Source organism: Streptomyces sp. NPDC005374 (assembly GCF_042872225.1).
In the GTDB taxonomy this organism is placed as follows: Bacteria; Actinomycetota; Actinomycetes; order Streptomycetales; family Streptomycetaceae; genus Streptomyces.
In genome coordinates, this window is record NZ_JBIAKA010000016.1 from 53,889 (window position 1) to 79,160 (window position 25,272).

The 25,272-nt window shown below is 70.4% G+C and carries 21 protein-coding genes; 15 read left to right on the forward strand and 6 right to left on the reverse strand.

Annotated elements, in window-relative coordinates; all coding sequences use genetic code 11:
• Positions 1-85 precede the first annotated feature (85 nt).
• Both ACFYRX_RS34085 and ACFYRX_RS34090 read left to right on the forward strand, forming a co-directional pair.
• A complete protein-coding gene (locus tag ACFYRX_RS34085; RefSeq protein ID WP_389108265.1) occupies positions 86-493 on the forward strand; it encodes a DUF6278 family protein in 408 nt (135 codons plus the stop codon).
• 126 nt (positions 494-619) lie between these two features.
• On the forward strand, positions 620-1,366 hold the full coding sequence (locus tag ACFYRX_RS34090; RefSeq protein ID WP_389108268.1) for an amino acid ABC transporter ATP-binding protein: 747 nt from the start codon (positions 620-622) through the stop codon (positions 1,364-1,366).
• Positions 1,367-1,536: 170 nt separating this feature from the next.
• Here ACFYRX_RS34090 and ACFYRX_RS34095 read toward each other — a convergent pair whose 3' ends face one another.
• Both ACFYRX_RS34095 and ACFYRX_RS34100 read right to left on the reverse strand, forming a co-directional pair.
• Positions 1,537-3,102 carry a CocE/NonD family hydrolase gene (locus tag ACFYRX_RS34095; RefSeq protein ID WP_389108271.1) on the reverse strand — a complete coding sequence of 522 codons (1,566 nt, stop codon included), beginning with the start codon at positions 3,100-3,102 and terminating at the stop codon, positions 1,537-1,539.
• Between the two features lie 116 nt (positions 3,103-3,218).
• The gene (locus ACFYRX_RS34100; RefSeq protein WP_389108274.1) at positions 3,219-3,980 is read right to left on the reverse strand and encodes a hypothetical protein; all 762 of its coding nucleotides are present in this window, start codon (positions 3,978-3,980) and stop codon (positions 3,219-3,221) included.
• A gap of 144 nt (positions 3,981-4,124) precedes the next feature.
• Between ACFYRX_RS34100 and ggt the strand changes: the two genes are divergently transcribed.
• Positions 4,125-5,921 (forward strand): gamma-glutamyltransferase, encoded by a 1,797-nt coding sequence (gene ggt, locus ACFYRX_RS34105; RefSeq protein WP_389108276.1) that lies wholly within the window; start codon positions 4,125-4,127, stop codon positions 5,919-5,921.
• 70 nt (positions 5,922-5,991) lie between these two features.
• Here ggt and ACFYRX_RS34110 read toward each other — a convergent pair whose 3' ends face one another.
• Together ACFYRX_RS34110 and map are read right to left on the reverse strand one after the other, a co-directional pair.
• A complete protein-coding gene (locus ACFYRX_RS34110) occupies positions 5,992-8,496 on the reverse strand; it encodes an ATP-dependent Clp protease ATP-binding subunit (RefSeq protein ID WP_389108279.1) in 2,505 nt (834 codons plus the stop codon).
• A gap of 183 nt (positions 8,497-8,679) precedes the next feature.
• Entirely contained in the window at positions 8,680-9,447 is a 768-nt protein-coding gene (gene map, locus ACFYRX_RS34115) for a type I methionyl aminopeptidase (protein WP_389108282.1), read from the reverse strand.
• 32 nt (positions 9,448-9,479) lie between these two features.
• Here map and ACFYRX_RS34120 point away from each other — a divergent pair, with 32 nt between their 5' ends.
• The 9 genes from ACFYRX_RS34120 (at position 9,480) to ACFYRX_RS34160 (ending at position 20,546) form a co-directional block, all read left to right on the forward strand.
• Positions 9,480-9,731: a helix-turn-helix domain-containing protein gene (locus ACFYRX_RS34120; RefSeq protein ID WP_389108285.1), complete on the forward strand. Its 252-nt coding sequence runs from the start codon at positions 9,480-9,482 to the stop codon at positions 9,729-9,731.
• A gap of 133 nt (positions 9,732-9,864) precedes the next feature.
• Entirely contained in the window at positions 9,865-11,478 is a 1,614-nt protein-coding gene (locus tag ACFYRX_RS34125; protein WP_389108288.1) for a hypothetical protein, read from the forward strand.
• A 180-nt stretch (positions 11,479-11,658) separates the two neighbouring features.
• The gene (locus ACFYRX_RS34130) at positions 11,659-12,501 is read left to right on the forward strand and encodes a nitrilase-related carbon-nitrogen hydrolase (protein WP_389108290.1); all 843 of its coding nucleotides are present in this window, start codon (positions 11,659-11,661) and stop codon (positions 12,499-12,501) included.
• Complete coding sequence (locus ACFYRX_RS34135; RefSeq protein ID WP_389108292.1) at positions 12,498-13,787, forward strand: aspartate aminotransferase family protein; 1,290 nt, start codon at positions 12,498-12,500, stop codon at positions 13,785-13,787. The genes ACFYRX_RS34130 and ACFYRX_RS34135 overlap by 4 nt, the downstream gene beginning before the upstream one ends.
• Before the next feature lie 23 nt (positions 13,788-13,810).
• A complete protein-coding gene (locus tag ACFYRX_RS34140; RefSeq protein ID WP_389108295.1) occupies positions 13,811-15,367 on the forward strand; it encodes a PucR family transcriptional regulator in 1,557 nt (518 codons plus the stop codon).
• Positions 15,368-15,523: 156 nt separating this feature from the next.
• Entirely contained in the window at positions 15,524-16,366 is an 843-nt protein-coding gene (locus tag ACFYRX_RS34145) for a nitrilase-related carbon-nitrogen hydrolase (RefSeq protein WP_355746358.1), read from the forward strand.
• 31 nt (positions 16,367-16,397) lie between these two features.
• Positions 16,398-17,792 carry a dihydropyrimidinase gene (hydA, locus tag ACFYRX_RS34150; protein WP_389108297.1) on the forward strand — a complete coding sequence of 465 codons (1,395 nt, stop codon included), beginning with the start codon at positions 16,398-16,400 and terminating at the stop codon, positions 17,790-17,792.
• An 11-nt stretch (positions 17,793-17,803) separates the two neighbouring features.
• Complete coding sequence (locus ACFYRX_RS34155) at positions 17,804-18,823, forward strand: TIGR03842 family LLM class F420-dependent oxidoreductase (protein WP_389108299.1); 1,020 nt, start codon at positions 17,804-17,806, stop codon at positions 18,821-18,823.
• Between the two features lie 163 nt (positions 18,824-18,986).
• Positions 18,987-20,546 (forward strand): NCS1 family nucleobase:cation symporter-1, encoded by a 1,560-nt coding sequence (locus tag ACFYRX_RS34160; protein ID WP_389108301.1) that lies wholly within the window; start codon positions 18,987-18,989, stop codon positions 20,544-20,546.
• Between the two features lie 55 nt (positions 20,547-20,601).
• On the opposite strand, the gene ACFYRX_RS34165 is transcribed toward ACFYRX_RS34160, so the two are convergent.
• Entirely contained in the window at positions 20,602-21,270 is a 669-nt protein-coding gene (locus tag ACFYRX_RS34165) for a hypothetical protein (RefSeq protein WP_389108302.1), read from the reverse strand.
• 161 nt (positions 21,271-21,431) lie between these two features.
• Positions 21,432-22,436 (reverse strand): carboxymuconolactone decarboxylase family protein, encoded by a 1,005-nt coding sequence (locus ACFYRX_RS34170; protein ID WP_389108304.1) that lies wholly within the window; start codon positions 22,434-22,436, stop codon positions 21,432-21,434.
• Between the two features lie 167 nt (positions 22,437-22,603).
• Between ACFYRX_RS34170 and ACFYRX_RS34175 the strand changes: the two genes are divergently transcribed.
• Genes ACFYRX_RS34175 through ACFYRX_RS34185 form a run of 3 tightly spaced genes read left to right on the forward strand, consistent with a single transcriptional unit; the run spans position 22,604 to position 25,249 of the window.
• On the forward strand, positions 22,604-23,722 hold the full coding sequence (locus ACFYRX_RS34175; RefSeq protein ID WP_389108306.1) for a sensor histidine kinase: 1,119 nt from the start codon (positions 22,604-22,606) through the stop codon (positions 23,720-23,722).
• Positions 23,719-24,381, forward strand: coding sequence for a response regulator (locus tag ACFYRX_RS34180; protein ID WP_389108308.1), 663 nt, complete (start codon positions 23,719-23,721; stop codon positions 24,379-24,381). Before ACFYRX_RS34175 ends, ACFYRX_RS34180 begins: the two co-directional genes overlap by 4 nt.
• A 43-nt stretch (positions 24,382-24,424) precedes the next feature.
• Positions 24,425-25,249 (forward strand): class I SAM-dependent methyltransferase, encoded by an 825-nt coding sequence (locus ACFYRX_RS34185; RefSeq protein WP_389108310.1) that lies wholly within the window; start codon positions 24,425-24,427, stop codon positions 25,247-25,249.
• Positions 25,250-25,272 lie beyond the last annotated feature (23 nt).

The following is a 25,272-nucleotide window of genomic DNA, read 5'->3' on the forward strand; positions in this document are numbered from 1 at the left end:
TCAACGCGCCAGGCGCGAAGTCGACCGGAAACGACGGCCCGCGCGCCTGTGGTGCATGCGGCCGGGTGAGTGACACGCTGGGCGTATGAAGATCCCTTTTCTGGGCGGTTGGAGTGAGAAGCCCGGAGCCCGCGACCCCGAAGGCATCGCCGAACTCCTCGCCGAATGTGAGCTCTTGCGCTCCCATGCGTCCCGTTCGGGCGTTCGACTCGACGACACGGCGACCTCGTTGGAGGCACTCGACCAACTGGTGCCGGGCTGGCGGGACGACGAGGAGATCCTGCTCTGGCTCGGCAACGACGCCGGGCTCTATCTCGGCACGGTCATCGTGCGCACCGTGCCCGGGGCGGCCTGGGACCTGCGGTCGGACGGCCAGCCGGTGATCCGGCTCGAATCCGGCCGTGAGTTCGACGTCGTGGCCTCCGGTCACGAATGGGCCGCGAGCGGGGTGCCGGAGCTGTCCCAGCTGTACGCGGAGGTGGCCGAGGAGTGAATCCCTGGCCGCCGCTTCGGCGTAAATACGGCTAATGCCCGAAAAGTGCGTGTCGTTCTCCGCGTGCGATCTTGCCTCGATAGGTTGCGGCGACCACGACACAGCTGAGATTGAGTAGGGCTGGGCATGGCCGTCGTCGATCCGTTGATCGAACTGCGTGACGTCAACAAGTACTACGGGGAGCTGCATGTCCTGCAGGACATCGACCTCACCGTCGGCAAGGGGGAGGTGGTCGTGGTCATCGGCCCTTCGGGGTCGGGCAAGTCCACGCTCTGCAGGACGATCAACCGTCTGGAGACCATCAAGTCCGGTTCCATCACGCTCGACGGGCAGCCGCTGCCCGAGGAGGGCAAGGCCCTCGCGCGACTCCGTGCCGAGGTCGGCATGGTGTTCCAGTCCTTCAATCTGTTCGCGCACAGGACGGTGCTGCAGAACGTCTCGCTGGCGCAGGTCAAAGTCCGCAAGCGCAGGAAGGACGAGGCCGACCGGCGTTCGCGTGAACTCCTGGACCGGGTGGGCCTCGCCGACCAGGCCGACAAGTACCCCGCCCAGCTGTCCGGTGGTCAGCAGCAGCGTGTGGCCATCGCCCGCGCCCTCGCCATGGAGCCCAAGGCCCTGCTGTTCGACGAGCCGACCTCGGCCCTCGACCCGGAGATGATCAACGAGGTCCTGGAGGTCATGCGTCAACTGGCCCGCGAGGGTATGACCATGGTCGTCGTCACCCACGAGATGGGCTTCGCCCGCTCGGCCGCCCATCGCGTGGTGTTCATGGCCGACGGCCGGATCGTCGAGGACCGCGCCCCCGACGACTTCTTCACCAGCCCGGACAGCGAGCGCGCCAGGGACTTCCTCTCCAAGATCCTCAAGCACTGAGAGGAGCCACGGCCATGCCTTCGAGCCTCGACTACGATGGTCCGCTCACCCCCACGGTGACGGCGACCGAGCCCCCAGGGGTGCCGCTGCCGGGTGTGGGTCCCCCCACGGCCCTTGAACCGTAGGGGCAGCGGTCAACAGAGCCATACCCGCCCGGCGCCGGCCGGAGATCACTGCTCGCGCAGCGGAATCGACACGTACGACGGGTCGTTCGCCGGCGAGGAGAAGGTCAGCTGAGCGCCGGACGGGTTGTGCTCGATGTAGAGCGGGTCGACCGTGTCGACCACCAGGGCCAGACGGTGCCCCGCCGGGACGTCATAGGCCGTGGAGAACAGGTCCAGGCCGACGCCGAAGGGCTTCCCGGGTGTCTGTCCGTGGAAGGTGTACGGCGCGTTGGAGACCAGCTTGCCGAGGCCGAGCGGCCCCACGTCGTACAGGTAGGCGACGAGGGTGCCGCTCTCCTTGGTGGGAGTCACCGTCGTGTGCAACGTCGTGGTGCCGCGCACCTGTTGGGCGCTCGTGTACTTCTCCGACTGCCATACGGCGGCCCAGCGGCGGGGCAGCAGGGGGATCGAGGCGACCGGGGGAGCCTGGGCGATCTGGTCGAGGATGCTGGACAGGAAGACGATCCCGCCGTCCGCGCCCGAGTCGACGTTGGTGTGGATCGTGGTCGTTCCCGAGAGGGCGATCTTCTTCCGCGTGGCGCCGACGGACTTCCAGTCCGGGTAGCCCTCGTAGCCGCCCGTGGAACGGGACTTGAGCTGGACCGGCTCCTCGCGGTCGATCCCGTTGTCGTCGCCCTTGAGGTAGTGGTCGAACCAGCGCCCGGTGTCGGTCCACACATCGTTGGGCAGGCCGAACAGGCCGGTCAGCTCGGCCGTGGCGTGGTCGCCGGGGCGTAGTTCCAGTCTCTTCGGGCCGGTCAGCTTCTCGTAGAAGTCCGCGTACTGGTTGGGCGCGAAGACCGTGTCGCCCCAGGCGTTGGCCATCATGACCGCGGCGCCGTTCTTGTTCAGCTGGTCCACGTATGTGGCGGCCGAACGTTTCTTCCCCCAATTGATCATGTCCTGTTCCTTCGACAGGTTCGACGCATAGAAGTTGTCGAAGATCTGCCGGATCTCGGCGCTCTGACGGCCGGTGACCAGGCTCGCGCCGTCCAGCACGGCCGCGGCCTGGACGTGCTGGGTGCGGCCCGAGTAGATCGAGTCGATCAGGTCGGCCCAGCCGCTGAGGGCTGCGACGGCCTTGATGCGCTTGTCGTGCGCGGCGGCGAGGAGGCTGATGCCGGCGCCGTACGAGACGCCCGCCATGCCGATGTGCCCGGCGTCGGCGGGGGTGTTGGCGAGCGCCCAGTCGATGACCTTCGAGGCGTCTGCTGTGTCGGGAGGACCCGCCACTTCTATCTCCCCGCCCGACTGCCAGAAGCCGCGGACGTTGTAACTGACCACGATGTAACCGGAGTTCGCGAGCTTCTGGGCCTGGGCGAGGTACTCGACCTGTGGCAGGCCCCAGCTCGTCGGCAGGACGAGCAGCGGGTAGCGCCGCGAGCCGTCGGAACCGGCAGGCGTGATGACGTTCGCCTTGAGGACCGTGCCGCCGTCGCCGGTGATGTCGACGAAGCGGACGGCGTCCGCCGCCTGGGCGGTGGGGGCGAGTCCGAGGGCGCTACCGGCGATCAGGGTCGCGGAGACGGCGCCCACGGTGGTCGTACGCAGGGCCTTGCGAGGGTGTCCCACGGGTCACTCCCTACTCGTGTCAATGCAAAGTGACCAGACGGTAACCTCGGCGCCTTACCGGAAGTAACCCGTCGGTAAGTTACGTGGGAGTAACGATTGTTGTGGTGTGAATCAATTCAGGAGGCGCGGTGGGAGTTCCGTGCGACCGCGGTTGTCGGCAGCGGAGTCTGGGCCGCGCGGGTCACGTCCGCGACGAGTTCGGCGACATCGGGGCCGTACGCCTGCGAGTTGACCACCTTCAGGAGGAGGACGAACGGATTGTTGCCGTGCTTGCGGGACAAACGCTCGTGGTTGCGGGCCAGGTAGCGGGTCGCGGCCTGGTTGGTGATCGCGGTCTGGCCGCAGAACAGGAAGACGGGCCGGCTCAGTCCGGGCTGCCCGGCGGTCAGGCGGGCCAGCAGGACGTACTCGGACACCCCCTTCTCCAGGAGGTAACGCTCGCTGCCTATCTGGTACGTCATCCGGACCGGGCCCGGTTCCGACGCGTCGATGTTCACGTGCACCCCGGGCAGCATGGCGCTCATGTGCGCCATCATGCGCCGGTTCGACGAAGGGCCGCCGACGCAGAACTCCGTGCGCTCCCCGAAGCCCTGCCGGGCCACGTCCTGAGCCACCACTTCGGCGTGCGCGCCGCAGTCCTTGATGAGGGCCGAGAGTTCGAGCAGGGCGAACACGTCGTAGCGGTGCACCGTGAGATCGGTGCCGCCGGCGTCCCGGTTCACGACCAGCAGCGACTCGGAGTTGGCCGGCAGCCCGAAGAAGGCCTGCTTGCGGCGGAGCTTCCGCTTCCACAGGTACGTGCGGGCGAGCCAGCCCAGCGTGGCACTGATGCCGGCGGCGACCACGCCCAGGACGATATTGCGCACGTCGTCATTCATGTGCGCGCATGCTAGCGGGCCGACCGGACTGGTACGTACCGGTGTTCGAAGTGTGGCATTCGCATGACACCTGACCCGAAGAGGGCTGTCGTGTCCCCGGCGATGTGGTTACGCTGCGCGGATGTTCTTGGACTGGAGGTAAGGATGCGTCGCCCTGTCGCGCGGAAACTGTCGGTCCTTGCGGTGTCGGCCGCCGTGGTCTCGGTGGGGGCGGCAGCGCCGCCGCACGCCACCCCGACCCCCGAGAAAGTGCCCGTCGCCGTCGGCTACGGCGGTGCCGTCTCCAGCGTCGACGCGGACGCCTCCGCCGCCGGCATCGAAGTCCTGAGGAAGGGCGGCAACGCGGTCGACGCGGCCGTGGCCACCGCCGCCGCGCTCGGCGTCACCGAGCCCTACTCCTCCGGCGTCGGAGGAGGCGGCTACTTCGTCTACTACGACGCCAAGTCCCGTACGGTCCACACGATCGACGGCCGCGAGACGGCACCGCTGAGCGCCGACTCGAACCTGTTCATCGAGAACGGCAAGCCGCTCGCCTTCGCCGACGCCGTCAGCAGCGGTCTGAGCGTCGGCACCCCGGGCACGCCGGCCACCTGGGCCACGGCGCTGGGCGAGTGGGGCAGCAGATCGCTCGGTACCGTCCTGAAGCCCGCCGAGCGCATCGCCCGCGACGGGTTCACGGTCGACGACACCTTCCGCTCGCAGACCGCGTCCAACGAGACACGGTTCCGGTACTTCCCGGACACCGCGAAGCTGTTCCTTCCCGGTGGTCAGCTCCCGGTCGTCGGATCCACCTTCAAGAACCCCGATCTCGCCCGCACCTACGCGGAGTTGGGCCGCAAGGGCGTCGGCACGATCTACCACGGCGACCTCGGCGACGACATCGTCGACACCGTGAACCACCCGCCCGTGGACCCGGGTTCAGGATGGAACGCACGACCCGGTGCGCTGTCCGAGAAGGACCTCGCCGCCTACCGGGCCAAGCTGCAGAAGCCGACCAGGACCTCCTACCGAGGACTCGGCGTCTACTCCATCGCACCCTCCTCCTCCGGTGGCACGACCGTCGGTGAAGCCCTCAACATCCTTGAGCGCACCGACCTTTCGAAGGCCAGTGAGGTCCAGTACCTGCACCACTACATCGAGGCCAGCCGGATCGCCTTCGCGGACCGGGGGCGCTGGGTCGGTGACCCCGCCTTCGAGGACGTACCGACGAAGGGACTGCTGTCCCAGAAGTTCGCCGACTCGCGGGCGTGCCTGATCAAGGACGACGCGGTGCTCACCAGCCCGGTGGCGCCGGGCGATCCGCGTGACCCCGAGTCCTGCTCGGACCGGGGCACGGTGGCGCCGACGACGTACGAGGGGGAGAACACCACGCATCTGACGGTGGCCGACAAGTGGGGGAACGTCGTCTCCTACACCCTCACCATCGAGCAGACCGGCGGCAGCGCGATCACCGTTCCCGGGCGCGGTTTCATCCTCAACAACGAGCTGACGGACTTCTCCTTCGCCCCGGCGAACCCGGCTGCCCACGACCCGAACCTGCCCGGCCCCGGTAAGCGGCCGCGGTCCTCGATCTCGCCGACGATCGTGCTCGACCGGCAGAACAAGCCGGTGGTGGCGCTGGGTTCGCCCGGTGGGGCGACCATCATCACCACCGTGCTCCAGGTGCTGACCGAGTTCGTGGACCGGAAGCTGCCGCTCGTGGACGCGATCGCCGCGCCCCGGGCGAGTCAGCGCAACGCCGCGCAGACCGAGTTGGAGCCGGCGCTGTACAGCAGTGGGGTGCGGTCTCAACTGGAGGCCATCGGGCACTCGTTCAAGCTGAATCCGGAGATCGGGGCCGCTACCGGTGTGCAGCGGTTGCCGGGTGGGAAGTGGCTGGCGGCGGCTGAGACTTCTCGCAGGGGTGGAGGGTCTGCGCAAGTGGTGTACCCCGCGCCGTAGTTGTCTGCGGGCGGGTGGGGGCTGGTCGCGCCCTCGCGGCGGAGCCGCATATCGATCCAGCCCCGCGCCCCTAGGGGGTCTTCGAGAACGTCAGTTCGCCTGCTGCTGTGTCCACCGTCACTCGGCCGCCCTCCTCGATCGTGCCGTCCAGGAGCAGCCGCGACAGCTGGTTGTCCACCTCCCGCTGGATCGTGCGGCGCAACGGGCGGGCGCCGTACTCCGGTTGGTAGCCGCGTTCCGCCAGCCAGTCGATCGCCGAGTCGGTGAAGTCGACGGTGACACCCTGGGCGTGGAGCAGGCGGCGGGTCCGTTCCAGCAACAACTTGGTGATGTCCCGTAGTTGCTCTCCCGTCAGCTGCCGGAAGACGACGATCTCGTCGATGCGGTTGAGGAACTCCGGCCGGAAGTGTTCGCGCAGGGGACGCAGGATCTGTTCGCGGCGGGCCTCTTCGTCGGACTGCGGCCCGAACCCGATGCCCGCGCCCCTGCGGGTGATCGCATCCGAGCCGAGGTTGCTCGTCATCACGATGACCGTGTTGGTGAAGTCGACCGTGCGGCCCTGTGCGTCGGTGAGCCGACCGTCGTCGAGGACCTGGAGGAGGATGTTGAAGACGTCCGGATGGGCCTTCTCCACCTCGTCGAGGAGGAGCAGCGAGTACGGGTGCCTGCGAACGGCCTCGGTGAGCTGGCCGGCCTCCTCGTGGCCGACGTATCCGGGCGGGGCGCCCACCAGGCGGCTGACCGTGTGCCGTTCCTGGTACTCGCTCATGTCGAGGCGGACCATGCGGTCCTCGCTGCCGAACAGGGACTCGGCGAGGGCGCGGGCCAGTTCGGTCTTGCCGACGCCGGTCGGACCGAGGAAGAGGAAGCTGCCGATCGGGCGGTCGGGGCTGGCGAGGCCCGCACGGGAGCGCAGTACGGCGTCCGAGACGACCCGTACGGCCTCCTCCTGGCCCACGACTCGTTCGTGGAGGTGGTCCGCGAGGCCGAGCAGCCGGTCCTTCTCCTCCTCGGTGAGGCTGCTGACCGGGATGCCGGTGAGCCGGGACACCACTTCCGCGACGGCCTGCGCCGTCACCTCCAGATGCTGCCCCTCGTCCGCCTCGCCGTCCCCTGCGGCGTCGATCCGCCCCTTCAACTCGGCGATACGGTCCCGCAGTTGCATGGCCTGTTCGTACTGCTCGTCCGCGGCCGCCTGGTCCTTGTCCCGCGTCAGCTGCTCGACCTCGCGCTCCAGGGCCCGTACGTCCGTGCCCTTCGTGCGGGCGCGCAGCCGTACGCGCGCTCCCGCCTGGTCGATGAGGTCGATCGCCTTGTCCGGCAGACGGCGGTCGGTGAGGTAGCGGTCGGACAGCTCCACGGCGGCGACCAAGGCCTCGTCGGTGTAGCGGACCTGGTGGTGGGCCTCGTAGCGGTCGTGCAGCCCGCGCAGGATCTCGATCGCGTCCGCGACGGTGGGTTCCGGGACCAGGATCGGCTGGAAGCGGCGGGCCAGGGCCGCGTCCTTCTCGATCCTGCGGAACTCCTCCAGCGTGGTCGCGCCCACGATGTGCAGCTCGCCGCGGGCCAGGGCGGGCTTGAGGATGTTGCCGGCGTCCATGGAGCCGCCCTCGCCGCCCCCGCCCGCGCCGACGAGCGTGTGCAACTCGTCGATGAAGACGATCAGCCGGTCGGAGTTGGCGCTGATCTCGCCCACGATGTTCGTCAGGCGCTCCTCGAAGTCGCCCCGGTAGCGGGTGCCTGCGACCACACCGGTCAGGTCCAGGGCGAAGACCCGCCGCCCGGTCAGTACGTCGGGCACGTCCCCGTCGGCGATCCGCTGGGCCAGCCCCTCCACGACGGCGGTCTTGCCGACGCCCGCGTCACCGATGAGGACCGGGTTGTTCTTGCCGCGCCGGGACAGCACCTCGATGGTCTGCTCGATCTCCTCGTCCCGCCCGATCACCGGGTCGATACGGCCCTGCCGGGCCAGGTCGGTGAGATCGCGGCCGTACTTGTCGAGGGTGGGGGTGCCGGTGCTGCGGGGTCCATCGGCACGCGGAGTGTCCGGGGCCGTCTCGGGAGGCAGACCGGTGGGGGCGAACCTGGCCGAGTTGAGGATGTGCCCGGCCGCCGAGTCGGGGTTCGCGGCCAGGGCGCTGAGCACGTGCTCCGGGCCGATGTATCCGGCGCCCCGGGCCCTGGCCAGCTCGTGCGCGTCCAGCAGGGCCCGCTTGGCCGCCGGGGTCAGGGACAGGGAGGTCGGCGGCGGGGCCTCCTCCGGCTGGTGCTGTACGGGGCCGGAGCGCTCGTCGATCTGCGAGGCGAGCGAGTCGGGGTCGGCGCCGGCCCGGCTCAGCAGGGTCCGGGTCGGCTCGGCGGCGAGCGCGGCCCGCAGCAGGTGCTGGGTGTCCAGATCCCGGCTGCCGTGCTCGGCGGCGTACTGCGCGGCGCCCCGCACCAGCTCTCTGGCCGGCCGGCTGAGCAACTGGCCGATGTTGATCTGCCGTGGGCCGGGGCGGGGTCCGCCGAAGAAGCGGGCGAGGAATTCCCCGAAGGCGTCGTAGCCCTCGGTTCCGCTGAATCCGCTGGTCATGGCCGTTCCCATCCGGCATCCCCAGGGGTCCCCCCGGGCCGAGTCCGTGCGCGGACTGGGGGAGGGCCGGGGACGCCCTCGCTGATCGACGTGCCGGGGTCGGGTAACCCGGGTGTCAGCCGGTTACACCTTCGCACGGATGGGGGAGGCGGGCATTTCTGGTGTGCGCCGGAACGGTGTGACTCAGCGCGCTGTCAGGATGCGCGGCCCGGCGTCCGTGATCGCCACGCTGTGCTCGGCGTGCGCCGCCCGTGAGCCGTCGTTCGTCTTCAGCGTCCAGCCGTCCGGCGCCTCGTGGTACCCGTCCGTGCCGCCGCCGATGAGCATCGGTTCGATCGCGAGCGCCATGCCGTGCCGCAGCCGGAGCCCACGCCCCGGGCGCCCTTCGTTCGGCACCGGCGGGTCCTCGTGCATACGGCGGCCGATGCCGTGTCCGCCGAAGCCCTCCGGCACGCCGTACCCGCCGTCCCGGCAGACCGTGCCGATCGCGTGCGCGATGTCCCCGATGCGGTTGCCCACGACCGCCGCCGCGATCCCGGCGGCCAGCGCCCGCTCGGCGGTCTCGATCAGCCGTACGTCGGCGTGACGCGGCCTGCCCACGGTGAAGCTGATCGCCGAGTCGCCCGCCCAGCCGCCGAGTTCGGCACCGCAGTCGATCGAGACCAGGTCGCCGTCACGCAGGCGGTACGCGGTCGGGATGCCGTGCACGATCGCGTCGTTGACCGAGGCGCAGATGACGGCGGGGAAGGGGGTCGTGGCGAACGACGGCCGGTACCCGAGGAACGGGGACGAGGCCCCGGCCCTCCGCAGCACCCCGCGCGCCACCTCGTCCAGCTCCAGCAGGGAAACGCCCACGTCAGCGGCTTCTCTTACGGCTGTCAGGGCGCGCCCGACCACCTGTCCCGCGTCGTACATGGCGTCGATCGATGTGTCCGTCTTCAGTTCCACCATGCCAATTACTATACCGGTATTAGAATGGTCCCATGGTGCGCACCCCTCTCACCCCGGAAGAACGCCAACGCGGCGAGCGGCTCGGCAGGCTGCTGCGCGAGGCCCGCGGCGGCCGCAGCATGGCCGACGTCGCGGCGAGCGCCGGTATCTCCGCGGAGACCCTCCGGAAGATCGAGACCGGACGGGCCCCGACCCCGGCGTTCTTCACGGTCGCCGCCCTCGCCCGGGCCCTCGGGCTCTCCATGGACGAACTGGCCGGTCTGTGCGAGCCGGCGGGCGTGTGACGGGAGTTCGCGCAGTGGCCGGCGTCGTGCGATGAGGCTCCTGCTGCCCCATTGCAAACTCGCTGTAGCCCGTTCGTAACACTGCTGGTGTTGCCTAACGGTCGGAGTGCTCCGGTCTAACGGGAGTTGAGCAATGGCAGTGGATCAACTCCCGGGTCAAGTGCGGGAGTTCGTGGCATACCTGGAGCGTGTGCTGGCGCGCCTGGATCAGGGCGCCGGCTGGTGCGCGGTGTTCTGGCAGCGCGACCCGGACGGTATGCAAGCCTGCCTCGACGGCCGTGAAGTCCCGCCCTGGGACGTGGTGGAGGCGCTCCTCCAGGACCTCGCCGTCGGCTACGGCTCCGAGGCGGCCCGCGTCGAGGCCGAGCGGGCCCGGCCCCTGCACGCAGCCGCGCAGGCGGCCCACGACGCCCGGCCCGGCGGCCGGGACGCCCTCGGTGACCGCTTCGACGTCATGCTCCGCGAACAGCGCTACGCCGCCGAACGGCAGGCCGAACTGGGCCGGTTGCTCGCCGCCGCCACCACTCAGGACCAGGCCGACGCGATCCGCCTCGACCTCGCCTGGGCCCGCGACGACCACGAACGCGCGACCCGCCGCTGCGCCGAACTCCAGTCCCGGATGGCCGAGTCGGACCGCCGGTCGATGTCCGGCAGGAACGGGGCGGGCGGACGCGCACAGGCCGCGGACAGCGGGATGTTCCGGGGGGCACCGAAGGACGCACCACGGGCGGACCGCGCCTGGGACGACGGACGTGGGGACGGCGGTGCCGGAGCCGGTGGGCGTGGCGCCGGCGGCCACGGGGAGGCGGGCGGAAGTCACAGGGGCGGCGGTCACAGGGGTGGCGGTCACGAGACCGGCGGGTACGGGGGCGGTGGCCGGGAGGCCGAGTCCCGTGGAACCGGCGGCCGAGGTGTCGGGTTCCCGGAGATACCCCAGCAGCGCGAGAGTCCCCCGGTCGACGCTGCCGAACCGGCTCCCGCCGCCCGGCCCCCCGAGGACGCCCCGGCACCCAAGCAGCGCAAGCGTCGCCGGGGCAGTGCCCGTTTCGCCGGTATGGCCGAGGGGGACGCCGCCGCCGTCGCCGTACCCCCGGCGGCGGGGCCCGATGCGCCCGCCGAGCCCGTGACGAAGGGGCGGACCCCACGGGGGGCCAGGTTCGCCGGGGCCGCGAGGGCGTCCGAGGCACGGTCGGAGCAGCAGGGCGAGCCGCTGGACGTGGTGGCGCGGCGGGAGACCGCCGACACCGTCGCGACGCTCGTGCGGCTGCGCTCCGAGGGCCGTACCGGCGAGGCGCACGCCCTGCTCGTCGAGATCGCCCACTGGCCCGCCGGCCGTTTCCCGCTGCTCGCCGCGGAGCTCCAGCACGCCGGGCTCGGCGCGGACTGGGCGACCCTGCTGTGGGAGGCCGCCTCGCTGCCCGCCGAGCGCCTGGTGGCCGCCGCGGACGCGCTGGTCGCGGCCGGGCGGAGCACGGACGGGGAGCAGATGCTCCGGCAGGGCGTCGCGCGGCCCGCCGCCGAGATCGGCGCCGCCGTGCTCGGGCTGATCTCCGAGGGGCGCAGGCGGGAGGTCTCCGCGCTCCTCGACGCCTACGTCCGCGTCCGTACCCCCGAGGAGGCCGCCCGCAGCGCGGAGCCCGGCCCGCAGACGCTGGTGCCGCTGCTCCTCCAGGCCGCGAAAGGCATCTCGGACGAGCGGCACTGGGACCTGGTCCACGCCCTGCGCGTCGCCGGTTTCTCCGCCTGACGGGTCCCGCACAACCCCGCCGACCGGCCATGCCACTCGTCCAGTGGGGTGCGAAACGTGATCGACTTCGCGGGTTAACGACGATGGTCTTGGCAAGCCTCTCCAGGAGGCTTACGTTCGTGCCTCTACGGCCGTGTCTACGGGCGTAGAGGCACTGGCGTCCCGCCGAAGGAGCAGCTCATGGCCAACGTCGTACGTGCCGCTCTGGTTCAGGCCACCTGGACCGGCGACACCGAGTCCATGGTGGCGAAACACGAGGAGCACGCCCGCGAGGCGGCCCGACAGGGCGCGAAGATCATCGGGTTCCAGGAAGTGTTCAACGCCCCCTACTTCTGCCAGGTCCAGGAACCCGAGCACTACCGCTGGGCCGAACCGGTGCCCGACGGGCCCACCACACTTCGTATGCAGGAACTCGCCCGCGAGACCGGCATGGTGATCGTCGTGCCGGTGTTCGAGATCGAGCAGTCCGGCTTCTACTACAACACCGCGGTCGTGATCGACGCCGACGGCAGCGTCCTCGGCAAGTACCGCAAGCACCACATTCCGCAGGTCAAGGGCTTCTGGGAGAAGTACTACTTCAAGCCCGGCAACCTCGGCTGGCCGGTTTTCGACACGGCCGTCGGCAAGGTCGGCGTCTACATCTGCTACGACCGCCACTTCCCGGAGGGCTGGCGGCAACTCGGCCTGAACGGCGCCCAGATCGTCTACAACCCGTCCGCCACGCACCGGGGGCTCTCCTCCCACCTGTGGCGCCTCGAGCAGCCGGCGGCGGCCGTCGCCAACGAGTACTTCGTCGCGGCCATCAACCGGGTCGGCGTCGAGGAGTACGGCGACAACGACTTCTACGGGACGTCGTACTTCGTCGATCCTCGTGGCCAGTTCGTGGGGGACACGGCGAGTGACAAGGAGGAGGAACTCCTCGTCCGCGATCTCGACTTCGACCTCGTCGAAGAGGTACGGCAGCAGTGGGCGTTCTACCGCGACCGCCGTCCCGACGCCTACGAAGGGCTGGTGCAGCCGTGACCGAGGACCTGCTGGGCCGCCACCGGGCCGTGCTTCCCGACTGGCTCGCCCTCTACTACGAGAACCCGCTGGAGATCACGCACGGCGAGGGCCGGCACGTGTGGGACTCCGAGGGCAACAAGTACCTCGACTTCTTCGGCGGCATCCTGACGACGATGACCGCGCACGCGCTGCCCGAGGTCACCAAGGCGGTGAGTGAACAGGCCGGGAGGATCATCCACTCGTCCACTCTCTACCTCAACCGGCCGATGGTGGAACTGGCCGAGAGGATCAGCCAGTTGTCCGGCATCCCGGACGCCCGGGTCTTCTTCACCACCTCCGGCACCGAGGCCAACGACACCGCCCTGATGCTGGCCACGACCCACCGCCGCAGCAACACGATCCTCGCGATGCGCAACAGCTACCACGGCCGCTCCTTCAGCGCCGTCGGCATCACCGGCAACCGCGGCTGGTCACCCACCTCGCTGTCCCCGCTCCAGACGCTGTACGTCCACGGAGGCGTGCGCACCCGCGGCCCGTACGCGTCCCTGAACGACGACGACTTCATCGCCGCCTGCGTCGACGACCTCAAGGACCTCCTCGGCCACACCCGCCCGCCCGCGGCCCTGATCGCCGAACCCGTCCAGGGCGTCGGCGGCTTCACCTCCCCGCCCGACGGCCTCTACGCCGCCTTCCGCGAGGTGCTCCACGAACACGGCATCCTCTGGATCGCCGACGAGGTGCAGACCGGCTGGGGCCGCACCGGCGACCACTTCTGGGGCTGGCAGGCACACGACCAAAACGGCCCGCCGGACATCCTCACCTTCGCCAAGGGCATCGGCAACGGCATGTCCATCGGCGGGGTCGTCGCCCGCGCCGAGATCATGAACTGCCTGGACTCCAACAGCATCTCGACGTTCGGCGGCACCCAGATCACCATGGCCGCCGGCCTCGCCAACCTGGCGTACCTCCTGGAACACGACCTGCAGGGCAACGCCCGGCGGGTCGGCGGACTGCTCATCGAGCGGCTGCGGGCCGTCGCGGCACAGCTTCCGGGCGTACGGGAGGTGCGGGGGCGCGGGCTCATGATCGGCGTCGAGCTGGTCAAGCCCGGCACCGACGAGGCCGACCCGCAGACCGCGTCCGCCGTACTGGAGGCGGCCCGCGCCGAGGGGCTGCTGCTCGGCAAGGGCGGCGGGCACAACACCAGCGCCCTCAGGATCGCCCCGCCCCTGTCCCTGACCGTCGCGGAGGCCGAAGAGGGCGCCGCGATCCTCGAACGCGCTCTGAGGAGCACCATCCAGTAGGTCCAGAGCAAGGGAACACCGTCATGAGCACCACCTTGGAGCCCCTGGAGTCCTTGGAGCCGACCCTGTCGGTCCGCCAGGTCCTCATGCTGGAACGGGTCCTGGCCGGGGAGCCCGAGGTGGTGGCCGGTGCGAGCCAGCTCGACCGGGCCGTGCGCTGGGTGCACGTGGCCGAGGCCGCCGACGTCGGCGTGATGCTCAGCGGCGGCGAGATGGTCCTCACCACCGGGGTGCTGCTCGCCGGTGACGAGAGCAAGCAGGCCGAGTACATCCAGTCCCTGCACCGCGCGGAGGCCGCGGCCGTGGTCCTCGGACTCGGCCGCGCGTTCCCGACGGCGCCGGACACGATGCGCAGGGCCGCCGAGCGGTGCGGGCTGCCCATGGTCGTCCTGCACCGGCCCTTCCCCTTCGCCGAGCTGACCGAGGAGGTCCAGGCGCGGCTGGTGCGGCGGAAGTTCGCCGCCGTCAGCATGTCCGAGGCCGTCCGCACCGCCCTCACCGGGCTCATCACCGCGGGCGCCCCGCTCCAGCGGCTGCTGGACGAGATCGCCCACCACAGCGGCTGTCCCGTCGTCGTCACCAACCTCGCCCACCGCGTCCTCGCCACGGCGGGGGAGCGGTCCGCGGTGGACGACGTGCTGCGCGACTGGGAACGCATCTCCCGCCAGGCCGGCGGCAGCGAGGGCGACGGCTGGATCCGCGCCGAACTGGGCGGGCGCGGGGAGCGCTGGGGCCAGATCATGCTGTGCGGCTACCGCGGCGACACTGCCACCGGACGCCTCCTCGCCGACCGCGCTGCCGAGGCCCTCGTCCTGCACCGCATGCTCGGCGGCACCTCCGCCCACACCTGGGAGGAGCAGTCCGCGCAGAGCCTGCTCACCGACCTGGTCAGCGGGGTCGTACCGGCCAGGCAGCTGTTGCCCCGTGCGCGGGCGGCCGGACTGCCCGTCAACCGGCGCACCTTCGTGCCGCTCGTCGTGCGGGACGGTGATCCGGCCGAACTCGACCGGGTGCTACGGCTGTTGGGGCTGCCCGGGATCGTCGCCGAAGTCGCGGACGACGCCACCGCCGTGCTGCTGAGCCTGGCCCGGGACCAGGACGCGGCGACGCTCGTGGCGAACTTCGCGGCCCGGCTGACGCGCACCGTCGTGGCCGCCGCGGATCCCAGGACCGCCTGGGACGACGTCCCCGGAGGTCTGCGGGAGGCCCAGCACGTCGCCGACGCCGTCGCCGACTCGGTGACGGTCCTCGATCTTCCCCCGGTCGTCCGGCTCAAGGACGTACATCTGCGTGGCCTGATCCGGCTGCTGCGGGACGACCCGCACGTGCAGTCCTTCGCCGAGCGTGAGCTGGACGGTCTGCTGTGCGCGGCCGGCGAGGACCTGCTCGCCGTCCTGCGCACCTATCTCGCCACCGGCCGCAACAAGTCCCGCACCGCCCAGCTCCACCACGTCTCCCGCCCCGCGCTCTACCGGCGGCTGGAGGCGATACAGACCCGGCTCGGCGTCGACCTCGACGATTTCGAGCAGGCCGCCTCGGTACACATCGCGCTCCTCGCGCACGACGCGCAACAGGGCTGAAACATGCCACGACCTGGGAAAACGGCGGTGAAACATGGGCTCACGACAGGGTGACACCGTGGCACGCAGCACGCCCGCAGACGTGACACCGTGCAACTCAAAGCCGGTTTTCGGACTTCCTAGTCTTCTCACACACCGAGTGACCCGGAGGTCCCGATGAGCAGAGTGATTCGCGCCGCCCTTTTCCAGACCGCGTGGACGGGCGACAAGGAGTCGATGATCCAGGTACACGAGCAGGCGGCCCGCGACGCGGCCGCGCAGGGTGCTCAGGTCCTGTGCTTCCAGGAGCTGTTCTACGGGCCGTACTTCTGCCAGGTCCAGGACAAGGCGTTCTACGAGTACGCCGAACAGATCCCGGACGGCCCGATCGTCAAGCGATTCCAGTCGCTGGCCAAGGAGTTGGGCATCGTCCTGATCCTTCCGATGTACGAGGAGGAGCAGCCCGGCGTCCTCTACAACACCGCCGCCGTCATCGACGCGGACGGCTCGTACCTCGGCAAGTACCGCAAGCACCACATCCCCCAAGTGCCCGGATTCTGGGAGAAGTTCTACTTCCGCCCCGGCAACCTGGGATGGCCGATCTTCGACACCAAGGTCGGAAAGATCGGTGTCTACATCTGCTACGACCGCCACTTCCCGGAAGGCTGGCGGGCGTTGGGCCTCGCCGGCGCCGAGATCGTCTTCAACCCCTCGGCCACCTCGCGCGGACTGTCCGCCTACCTGTGGCAGCTGGAGCAGCCCGCGGCGGCCGTCGCCAACGAGTACTTCGTCGGCGCGATCAACCGGGTCGGTGTCGAGGAGCTGGGCGACAACGACTTCTACGGCACGACGTACTTCGTCGACCCGGAGGCGCAGTTCGTCGGCGAGGTGGCGAGCGACAAGGAGACCGAACTCGTCGTCCGCGACCTGGACATGGCCAAGCTGAGGGAAGTCCGCGACCGCTGGCAGTTCTACCGCGACCGCCGTCCGGACGCCTACCCGCCGCTGACCGCACCCTGACCGAACCGATCACCTTGGCAGGAGAGGGAACATGAGCAGCCGTACCGTCATCCGCGGTGGCCTCGTCATCACCGCGTCCGACGAGATCCACGCCGACGTGCTGATCGAGGACGGCCGCATCGCCGCCCTCGCCGTGCCCGGCACGCAGAACTGGACCGCGGACCGCACGATCGACGCCACCGGGAAGTACGTCATCCCCGGTGGCGTCGACGCCCACACCCACATGGAGCTGCCGTTCGGCGGCACCTTCGCCTCCGACACCTTCGAGACCGGCACCAGGGCCGCCGCCTGGGGCGGAACGACGACGATCGTCGACTTCGCCGTGCAGAGCGTCGGCCACACCCTGCGCGAGGGCCTGGACGCCTGGCACGCCAAGGCCGGGGGCAACTGCGCCATCGACTACGGCTTCCACATGATCGTCTCCGACGTGAACCAGGACACGCTCAAGGAGATGGACCTGCTGGTGGAGGAAGGAGTCACCTCCTTCAAGCAGTTCATGGCCTACCCCGGCGTCTTCTACTCCGACGACGGCCAGATCCTGCGTGCCATGCAGCGCTCCGCCGAGAACGGCGGCCTGATCATGATGCACGCCGAGAACGGCATCGCGATCGACGTGCTCGTGGAACAGGCGCTGGCACGCGGCGAGACCGACCCCCGCTATCACGGCGAGGTGCGCAAGGCGCTGCTCGAGGCCGAGGCCACCCACCGCGCCATCAAGCTCGCCCAGGTCGCGGGCGCCCCGCTGTACGTCGTGCACGTCTCGGCCATGGAGGCAGTGGCCGAGCTGGCGCGGGCGCGCGACGAGGGGCTCAACGTCTTCGGAGAGACCTGCCCGCAGTACCTGTTCCTCTCCACGGACAACCTCGCGGAACCCGATTTCGAGGGCTCGAAGTACGTGTGCAGCACGCCGCTGCGTCCGAAGGAACACCAGGCCAAGCTGTGGCAGGGCCTCAGGACCAACGACCTCCAGGTCGTCTCCACCGACCACTGCCCGTTCTGCTTCGTCGGGCAGAAGGAACTCGGCCGCGGCGACTTCTCGAAGATCCCCAACGGCCTTCCCGGCGTCGAGAACCGCATGGACCTGCTCCACCAGGGCGTCGTCGACGGACACATCTCACGCCGCCGCTGGATCGAGATCGCCTGCGCCACCCCGGCCCGGATGTTCGGCATGTACCCGAAGAAGGGCACCATCGCCCCGGGCGCCGACGCCGACATCGTGATCTACGACCCGCACGCCGAGCAGATCATCTCCGCCGAGACCCACCACATGAACGTCGACTACTCGGCCTACGAGGGCCGGCGCCTCACCGGCCGGGTCGAGACGGTTCTCTCGCGCGGCGAACTCGTCATCACCGAGCGGGAGTACACCGGACGCGCCGGCCACGGCACGTACACCCCCCGCTCCACCTGTCAGTACCTCAACTAGGAGTGGCGCGCATGGACTTCGGACTCGTCCTGCAGACGGATCCCCCCGCCTCGAAGGTCATCAGCCTGATGAAGCGGGCCGAACGCAACGGCTTCACCTACGGATGGACCTTCGACTCCGCCGTGCTGTGGCAGGAACCGTTCGTCATCTACAGCCAGATCCTGTCCAACACCTCGAAGCTGAAGGTCGGCCCGATGGTCACCAACCCGGGCACCCGTACCTGGGAGGTGACCGCGTCCACCTTCGCCACCCTCAACGACATGTTCGGCAACCGCACGGTCTGCGGCATCGGCCGCGGTGACTCCGCGATGCGGGTCGCGGGCCGTACGCCCAACACGCTGGCGCGGATCAGCGAGGCCATGAAGGTCATCAAGGCGCTCGGCTCGGGCCAGGAGGCCGACCTCGGCGGGACCGTCATCAGGTTCCCGTGGATCAAGGAAGGCGCCGAACTCCCCGTATGGATGGCGGCGTACGGGCCGAAGGCGCTGAAGATGACCGGTGAGGAGGCCGACGGGTTCATCCTCCAGCTGGCCGACCTGTACCTCACCGAGTACATGGTGAAGGCGGTCAAGGACGCGGCCGTCGCCGCGGGCCGGGACCCCTCGGAGGTCACGATCTGCGTCGCCGCCCCCGCCTACGTCACCGAGGACGACTCGCCCGAGGCGCTCGCCCACGCGCGTGAGCAGTGCCGCTGGTTCGGCGGGATGGTCGGCAACCACGTGGCCGACCTGGTGTCGAAGTACGGCGAGCACTCCGCCGCCGTCCCCGACGAGCTCACGGACTACATCAAGGCGCGTGAGGGGTACGACTACTCGCACCACGGGCGCGCCGACAACCCGGACACCGCCTTCGTGCCCGACGAGATCGTCGACCGGTTCTGCCTCATCGGACCGGCCGAGAAGCACATCGAGAAGCTGAACGCGCTGCGCGAGCTGGGCGTCGACCAGTTCGCCGTCTACGACATGCACGACGCCCAGGAAGCGACCATCGACGCGTACGGCTCCAAGATCATCCCCGCCGTCAACTCCTGACCCTCCTCGCGGTACCGCTCGACCGACCCCCCACTCCTTGTCCCCCCTTCCCGCCGTCCCGGGGAGGGGTGGCGGGGCCGGGCAGGGCCTCCCCGCCCGTCCCGGCTCCGCCCGAGGCCCCCGCACGGCCTATCCCGTCCCGTTCTGATCGATTGGCCTGCCCATGACCGAAACAGTCCCCACGGGGTCGTCGATACCGCAGTCCGCCGGCAGTACCGGTGGCCGCGTCGAGCTCGCCCCCGAGGCATTCCCCGCCGACAGCCCCTTCGCCAACGAGGACCTGCGTCCCGTACCCGTCTCCGAGCGCAAGTGGACGACGTACAACTTCGCGGCCCTGTGGATCTCCATGGCGCACTGCATCCCCAGCTGGACCCTGGCCTCCGGCCTGGTCGCCCTCGGCATGGACTGGAAGCAGGCCGTGTTCACCATCGCCCTGGCCAACATCATCGTGCTGCTGCCGATGCTGGCCACCGGGCACGCCGGACCCAAGTACGGCATCCCCTTCCCGGTGCTCGCCCGCGCCTCCTTCGGGCTGCGCGGCGCCAACGTCCCGGCGCTGATCCGGGCGGCCGTGGCCTGCGGATGGTTCGGCATCCAGACCTGGATCGGCGGCAGCGGCATCTTCGCGCTGGGCTCCAAACTCACCGGCGGCCACTGGGAGAACGCGAGCCAGATCGCCGGCAACCCGTGGCCCCTGTGGCTCTGCTTCATCCTGTTCTGGGCACTCCAGATCGCGATCATCTACCGCGGCATGGACTTCCTGCGGCACTTCGAGAACTGGGCCGCGCCCTTCGTGATCGCCGGCGCCCTCGTCCTGCTGATCTGGATCGCCGTCAAGGCGGACGGCTTCGGCGCGCTGCTCGACCAGCCCTCCAAGCTCGGCTGGGGCCCCGACTTCTGGCCGGTCTTCTTCCCGTCCCTGATGGGCATGATCGGCTTCTGGGCGACCCTGTCGCTGAACATCCCCGACTTCACCCGCTTCGGCGCCAGTCAGAAGGCGCAGACCTGGGGGCAGGCCCTCGGACTTCCCACGACGATGACGCTCTTCGCGGTCCTCGCCGTGCTGGTCACCTCCGGCTCCGAGGTCGTCTACGGCGAGGCCATCTGGGACCCCGTCGCGCTGGCCGCCAAGGCGGACAACGCCTTCGGTCTGCTCTTCGCGCTGATCATCGTGCTGGTCGCCACGATCTCCGTGAACATCGCGGCGAACGTGGTCTCACCGGCGTACGACCTGTCCAACCTGGCGCCGAAGTTCATCAACTTCCGCACGGGCGCGCTGATCACGGGTGTCGTCGGCATCCTGATCTTCCCGTGGAAGCTGATCTCCACGCCGGAGTTCTACATCTTCACCTGGCTCGGCGTGGTCGGCGGCCTGCTCGGCACGGTCGCGGGCATCCTCATCGCCGACTACTGGATCATCCGGCGCACGGTCCTGCACCTCGTGGACCTCTACACGCCCGGCGGCCGCTACTGGTACACCAACGGCTGGAACTGGCGGGCCATCGCCGCGTTCGTGGTCGGCGGTCTGCTCGCGGTCGGCGGCTCGTACTCGGGCGTGGGCGCGGACGGCAAGAAGACGGGCCCGTTCCCGACCGACGGTCTGATCCCCTTCCTCAAGCCGCTGGCCGACTACGGCTGGGCGGTGGGTCTGGGCACCTCGCTGGTGCTGTACGTCGCGCTGATGCTGCCCAAGGGCAGGAAGCAGGAGGGCATCAAGGTCTGACGGTCGAGGTCACGCGCGTGTGGAGAGCGGTCGGAATCGGCTCGGGCCTGTCGGCTCAGGCCTTCTGGCCGCTCTTCAGTGCCGCGACCGCTTCCTTGGCGGCCTTGATGGCGCCCTTGTTGATCTCGTCCGTGCTCGGCGCCTTCTTCGACTCGAAGTCGCTGCCGTTGTACGTCACGGTCACCAGCGCGTTGGACGCCTGGATCATGACCACGCCCTCGCGGGTCTGCTGCTTGTCCTCGGTGGTCAGGTTCACCACCGAGTACCCGGCGTCACCGACACCGGGCACGCTCCCGCCGCCGCTCTTCTCGGAGATGTTCTCCTTGTACGACTTCGCGGCCGCCGAGTCGGACTCCGTGATCTCGAAGGACACGTCGAGCCAGCGGTAGTCGTACCCCTTGAGCGCGTTCCAGGAGCAGGTGCGGCGCAGGGCCGTGTCCGTCGAGGGGATCTCCTTGCCGGCCGCCTTGGCGCCCGGCACGAGCGCCTTGATGGTGGCCGCGCTCATGCTGCCGCAGGGCGCGGGGGCGGCGGCGTACTGCTTCGAGGCAGCCGCACCCGTGGACGTGCCCGAGGGGGACTCGCCGGCCGACTGGGGCGTCGGCTCCTTCTGGGCGGCGGGTGTCGCGCCCGGGCCTGAGGTGAGCGCCCAGCCCGCCGCGGCGAGCACCATGACGGGCGAGATGCGTGCGGTGAGGGCGAGCGGCAGGGAAAGAGTTCGCACGGCGCACTTTTCGTGGGGGACGGACGGTGCGGACGGGTCCGTACTGCGGACGGGACGCCAGTTTCACACGACTCCCTGTGGGGCGGAAGTGCGAACTCGCTCCGTACCTGTGCCGTCACAGTGCCCTGCCGCCGATTGCCGTCGATGCGTCATGTGTCCCTTTATGTCCGGGCGATGGGGCGGTACAGGGCCGATTCGATCCGGTCCACGGCGAGGAACGCCCCGTAGGCCACGAGCTGTACCAGACGGTGGTCGGTGTGCTCCGGCCGCCGCCAGGCCGCCACATCCAGGTCTGTGATCCGGTACGGCGCGAGGGCCGCCAGCAGCGCAAGTCGTGCACCGGGGCGCTCCTCCCGGTCCGGGAATCCCCTCAGGTCCAGTGGCGGGTGTGAACCGTCCCAGTCCAGCAGCGTCTCCTCCACGAGATCCTGGTCGTCGATGTCCAGCAGGCTCGCGCCCGCCATGGCCGCGCGCAGGAGCGCCGCGTACGCGAGTCCGACGGGTGTGCCGTCCGCCCACGCGGGGGCCTCACCGGGGTCGGGCAGATCGAGCAGGGAGAGGGCCGCGCCGGGCCGGGCGGGCCGGCGTACGGTCCGGGCGAGCGTGCGGCCCGCGAGGCTGCGGACGGCCCGGAACCGCTGGGCGTTGCCGGGCAGCAGGTTCTCGGTGAGCAGGGCGGACGCGATCCGGTTGATGAAGTGGAAGGCGAACGCGGTGCCGAGGTAACCGGGGGCGTGCTCGCGTGGGAACGGGTACGGCCCCGCGCCCAGGCCGCCCGGCACGCGCGTGTGCCTGCCCCAGTCCAGTACACGCGCGTGCTCGTCGTTCTCCGGCCGCTCGCCCCGGGCGAGGCGTTCGGCGAGGGCATGGTCGCCGGTGGCGTGCAGCAGCATGGTGTGCGCGTCCACACAGAACGGGCACCGGTTCGCGAGCGAGACACCGAGCGCCGCGAGCTCCTTGCCGGTGCGGCCGCCGGGGCCGGCGATCAGCGACTCGCGCATCAGCGCCCAGGCGGGGGCGAGGAGTTCGGGTGCGGAGGAGAGGACCACGAAGGTGACGGGTTCGGCGATGCCGAAGTCACGGGCCAACTGCTCGTAGACCTCGGCGACCCGTCCGGTGGCGGCCTTCGGTGACGGGGGCTCGGTGTGGCGGAAGGGTGTGGGCATGGGCAGCAGCGTGCGCCCCGAGGGTGCCCCGGGTCGTCGTACGGCCGGAGGGAGTCCGCGCTGCGTCGGGGAGGGCGGGCCGGTCCTGGCACTACTACGGGGGGAGTAGCGCGGGAGTTGTCCACAGGGCTGACGCCGCTGTCGGTGCGGCGGTCTAGCGTGTGGGCATGAGTGCGTACCCGGCCGGCCCGGCCACACGCCAAAGGCTCGCCGACTCGGCCCTCGCGGTCGTGGTCGGTGCCCTCGCCCTGACCGTGGCGGCCTTCGACGCGGACACGGCGGCCGTCGACTTCGCGCTGGTGGCGCTGAGTTCGCTGGTCCTCGCGTTCCACCGGGCCGCTCCGCTGGTGGTACTGGCGGCGGCCACGGCGGGTGGCACGGCGTATGTGCTGCACGCCCATCCGGGGGCGCTCGCCGCCCTGCCCGTCCTCGCCGCCGTGCTCACCGCGGCGCAACTGGGCCACCGGGGCTGGGCGGCCGTGGCGAGCGGGGTGTACCTGACGGCGTACATCGCCACCGGGTCCACGACCCAGGAGGCGGTCGGGAAGGCCGGGCTGCTCGCGGGCTGGTTCCTCTGCATGGTGGTGGCAGGTCTCGCCGACCGCAACTGGCAGGCGTATCTCCGCCAGACCGAACAGCGTGCCCTGGAGGCCGAGCGGACCCGGGAGGAGGCGGCCCTGCACCGCGCCGGGGAGGAACGCCTGCGCATAGCAAGAGAGTTGCACGACTCGCTCACCCACAGCATCTCCATCGTCAAGCTCCAGGCGGGCGTGGCCGTCCACCTGGCCCGAAAACGGGGCGAGGAGGTGCCTGCCGCCCTGCTCGCCATCCAGGAGGCGAGCGGCGAGGCGATGCGCGAACTCCGTGCCACGTTGGAGGTCCTGCGCACCGACGAGCCGACCGGCACCCCCGCCCTGCTCGTGGAGCGGGCCCGGGCGGCGGGCCTCGCCGTCGACCTGGCTGTGGCCGGTGCGGAGCGCCCCCTGCCCGCCACCCTCGACCGGGCCGCCTACCGGATCGTCCAGGAGTCCCTGACGAACGCGGCCCGGCATGCGGGACCGGCGAAGGTGCGGGTCGAACTGGACTACAGCGAGGAGGACCTGACGATCCGTGTCGAGGACGACGGGGCCGCGGACCCGGACCGGCCGCCCGAGCCCGGCCACGGCCTCAGCGGCATGCGCGAACGCGTCACGGCGCTGGGCGGGACTCTGACGGCCGGGCCACGCGCGGAGGGCGGGTTCTCGGTGCGGGCGCAACTGCCCCTACGGGTGGGGGAGTCGGCGTGATCAGGGTGGCGCTCGTGGACGACCAGGCGTTGATGCGGGCCGGGTTCCGGGCCCTGCTCGACGCCGAGGACGGCATCGAGGTGGTCGGGGAGGCGGCGGACGGCGAGCGCGGCGTGGACCTGGTGCGCGCGCAGGTGCCCGACATCGCGCTGATCGACGTCCAGATGCCGGTGATGACGGGCATCGAGGCGACCCGCCGGATCGCCGCGGATCCGGAGCTGGCGAGGGTGCGGGTGGTGATCCTGACCAACTACGGCCTGGACGAGTACGTCTTCGAGGCACTGCGGGCGGGCGCCAGCGGCTTCCTGCTGAAGGACACCGAGCCGGCCGACCTCCTCCAGGCCATCGAGGTGGTGGCCCGGGGCGAGGCGCTGCTGTCACCGGCGGTCACCCGCACCCTGATCGGGGAGTTCGTCTCCCGCCCACCGGACCGCTCCACCGCTCCCGGCCTGGAATGCCTCACCCGCCGCGAACGCGAGGTGACGGGCCTGGCCGCCCGTGGCCTGACCAACGAGGAGATCGCCCGGCACATGGTGATCAGCCCCCTCACGGCCAAGACCCACATCAGCCGCGCGATGACCAAGCTGGGCGCCCGGGACCGCGCCCAACTGGTCGTGTTCGCCTACGAGTCGGGACTGGTGACGGCGCGCGGCGGCTGAAATCCCGTTGCCCGCCGCCGTCCGGGATCAGCAGGCTGGGGCGATGACCGAGACGACACCGCAGGTCCGCGAAGAGATCCTCGCCTACTACGCCCAGGGCAAGGAGGACGCCCGCCTCAGACCGGGCGGCGCCTCCGCCGGGCGGCTGGAGTTCTGGCGCACCCAGGACGTGCTGCGGCGGTTTCTGCCCGCCGCGCCCGCGCGGGTGCTGGACGTCGGTGGCGGCAGCGGAGTGCACGCGGAGTGGCTGGCCCAGGACGGGTACGAGGTCGACCTCGTCGATCCCGTGCCGCTCCACGTGGAACAGGCGGCCCGGCTGCCGGGTGTGCGGGCACTGTCCGGAGATGCCCGCTCACTGCCCGCCGACGACTGCGCGTACGACGCGGTGCTGATGCTCGGGCCCCTGTACCACCTGCCCGAACGGGCCGACCGGGTAAAGGCGTTGGCCGAGGCGCGCCGAGTGGTCCGGCCCGGTGGGCTGGTCGTCGCGGCCACCATCAACCGGTACGCGCAACTGCATGACCTGATGCGCGAGGAACGCTACTTCGTCCCGGAGCACCGCGAACGCACCGACGCCGTTCTCGTGGACGACGGCCGGCACCCCCACCACGACGAAGGCTTCTTCACCGTCGCCCACTTCGCCCAACCGGACCAGGTGGCAAAGGAGTTCACCGACGCGCGGCTGACCGTCGAGGGCCGGTACGGCGTCGAGGGCGTCGCCTGGCTCATGGGCGGTGTCGAGGACTGGCTGGACGACCCGGAGCGCCGTGAGGCCGTTCTGGCGGCGTGTCGGCACATCGAGTCGGAGCCGACGCTGCTGGGGGTGAGCGGGCACCTGCTCACGGTGGGCGGACGGCCGGCGCGCTGAGGCAGGCCGGCCGTCCGCACCGT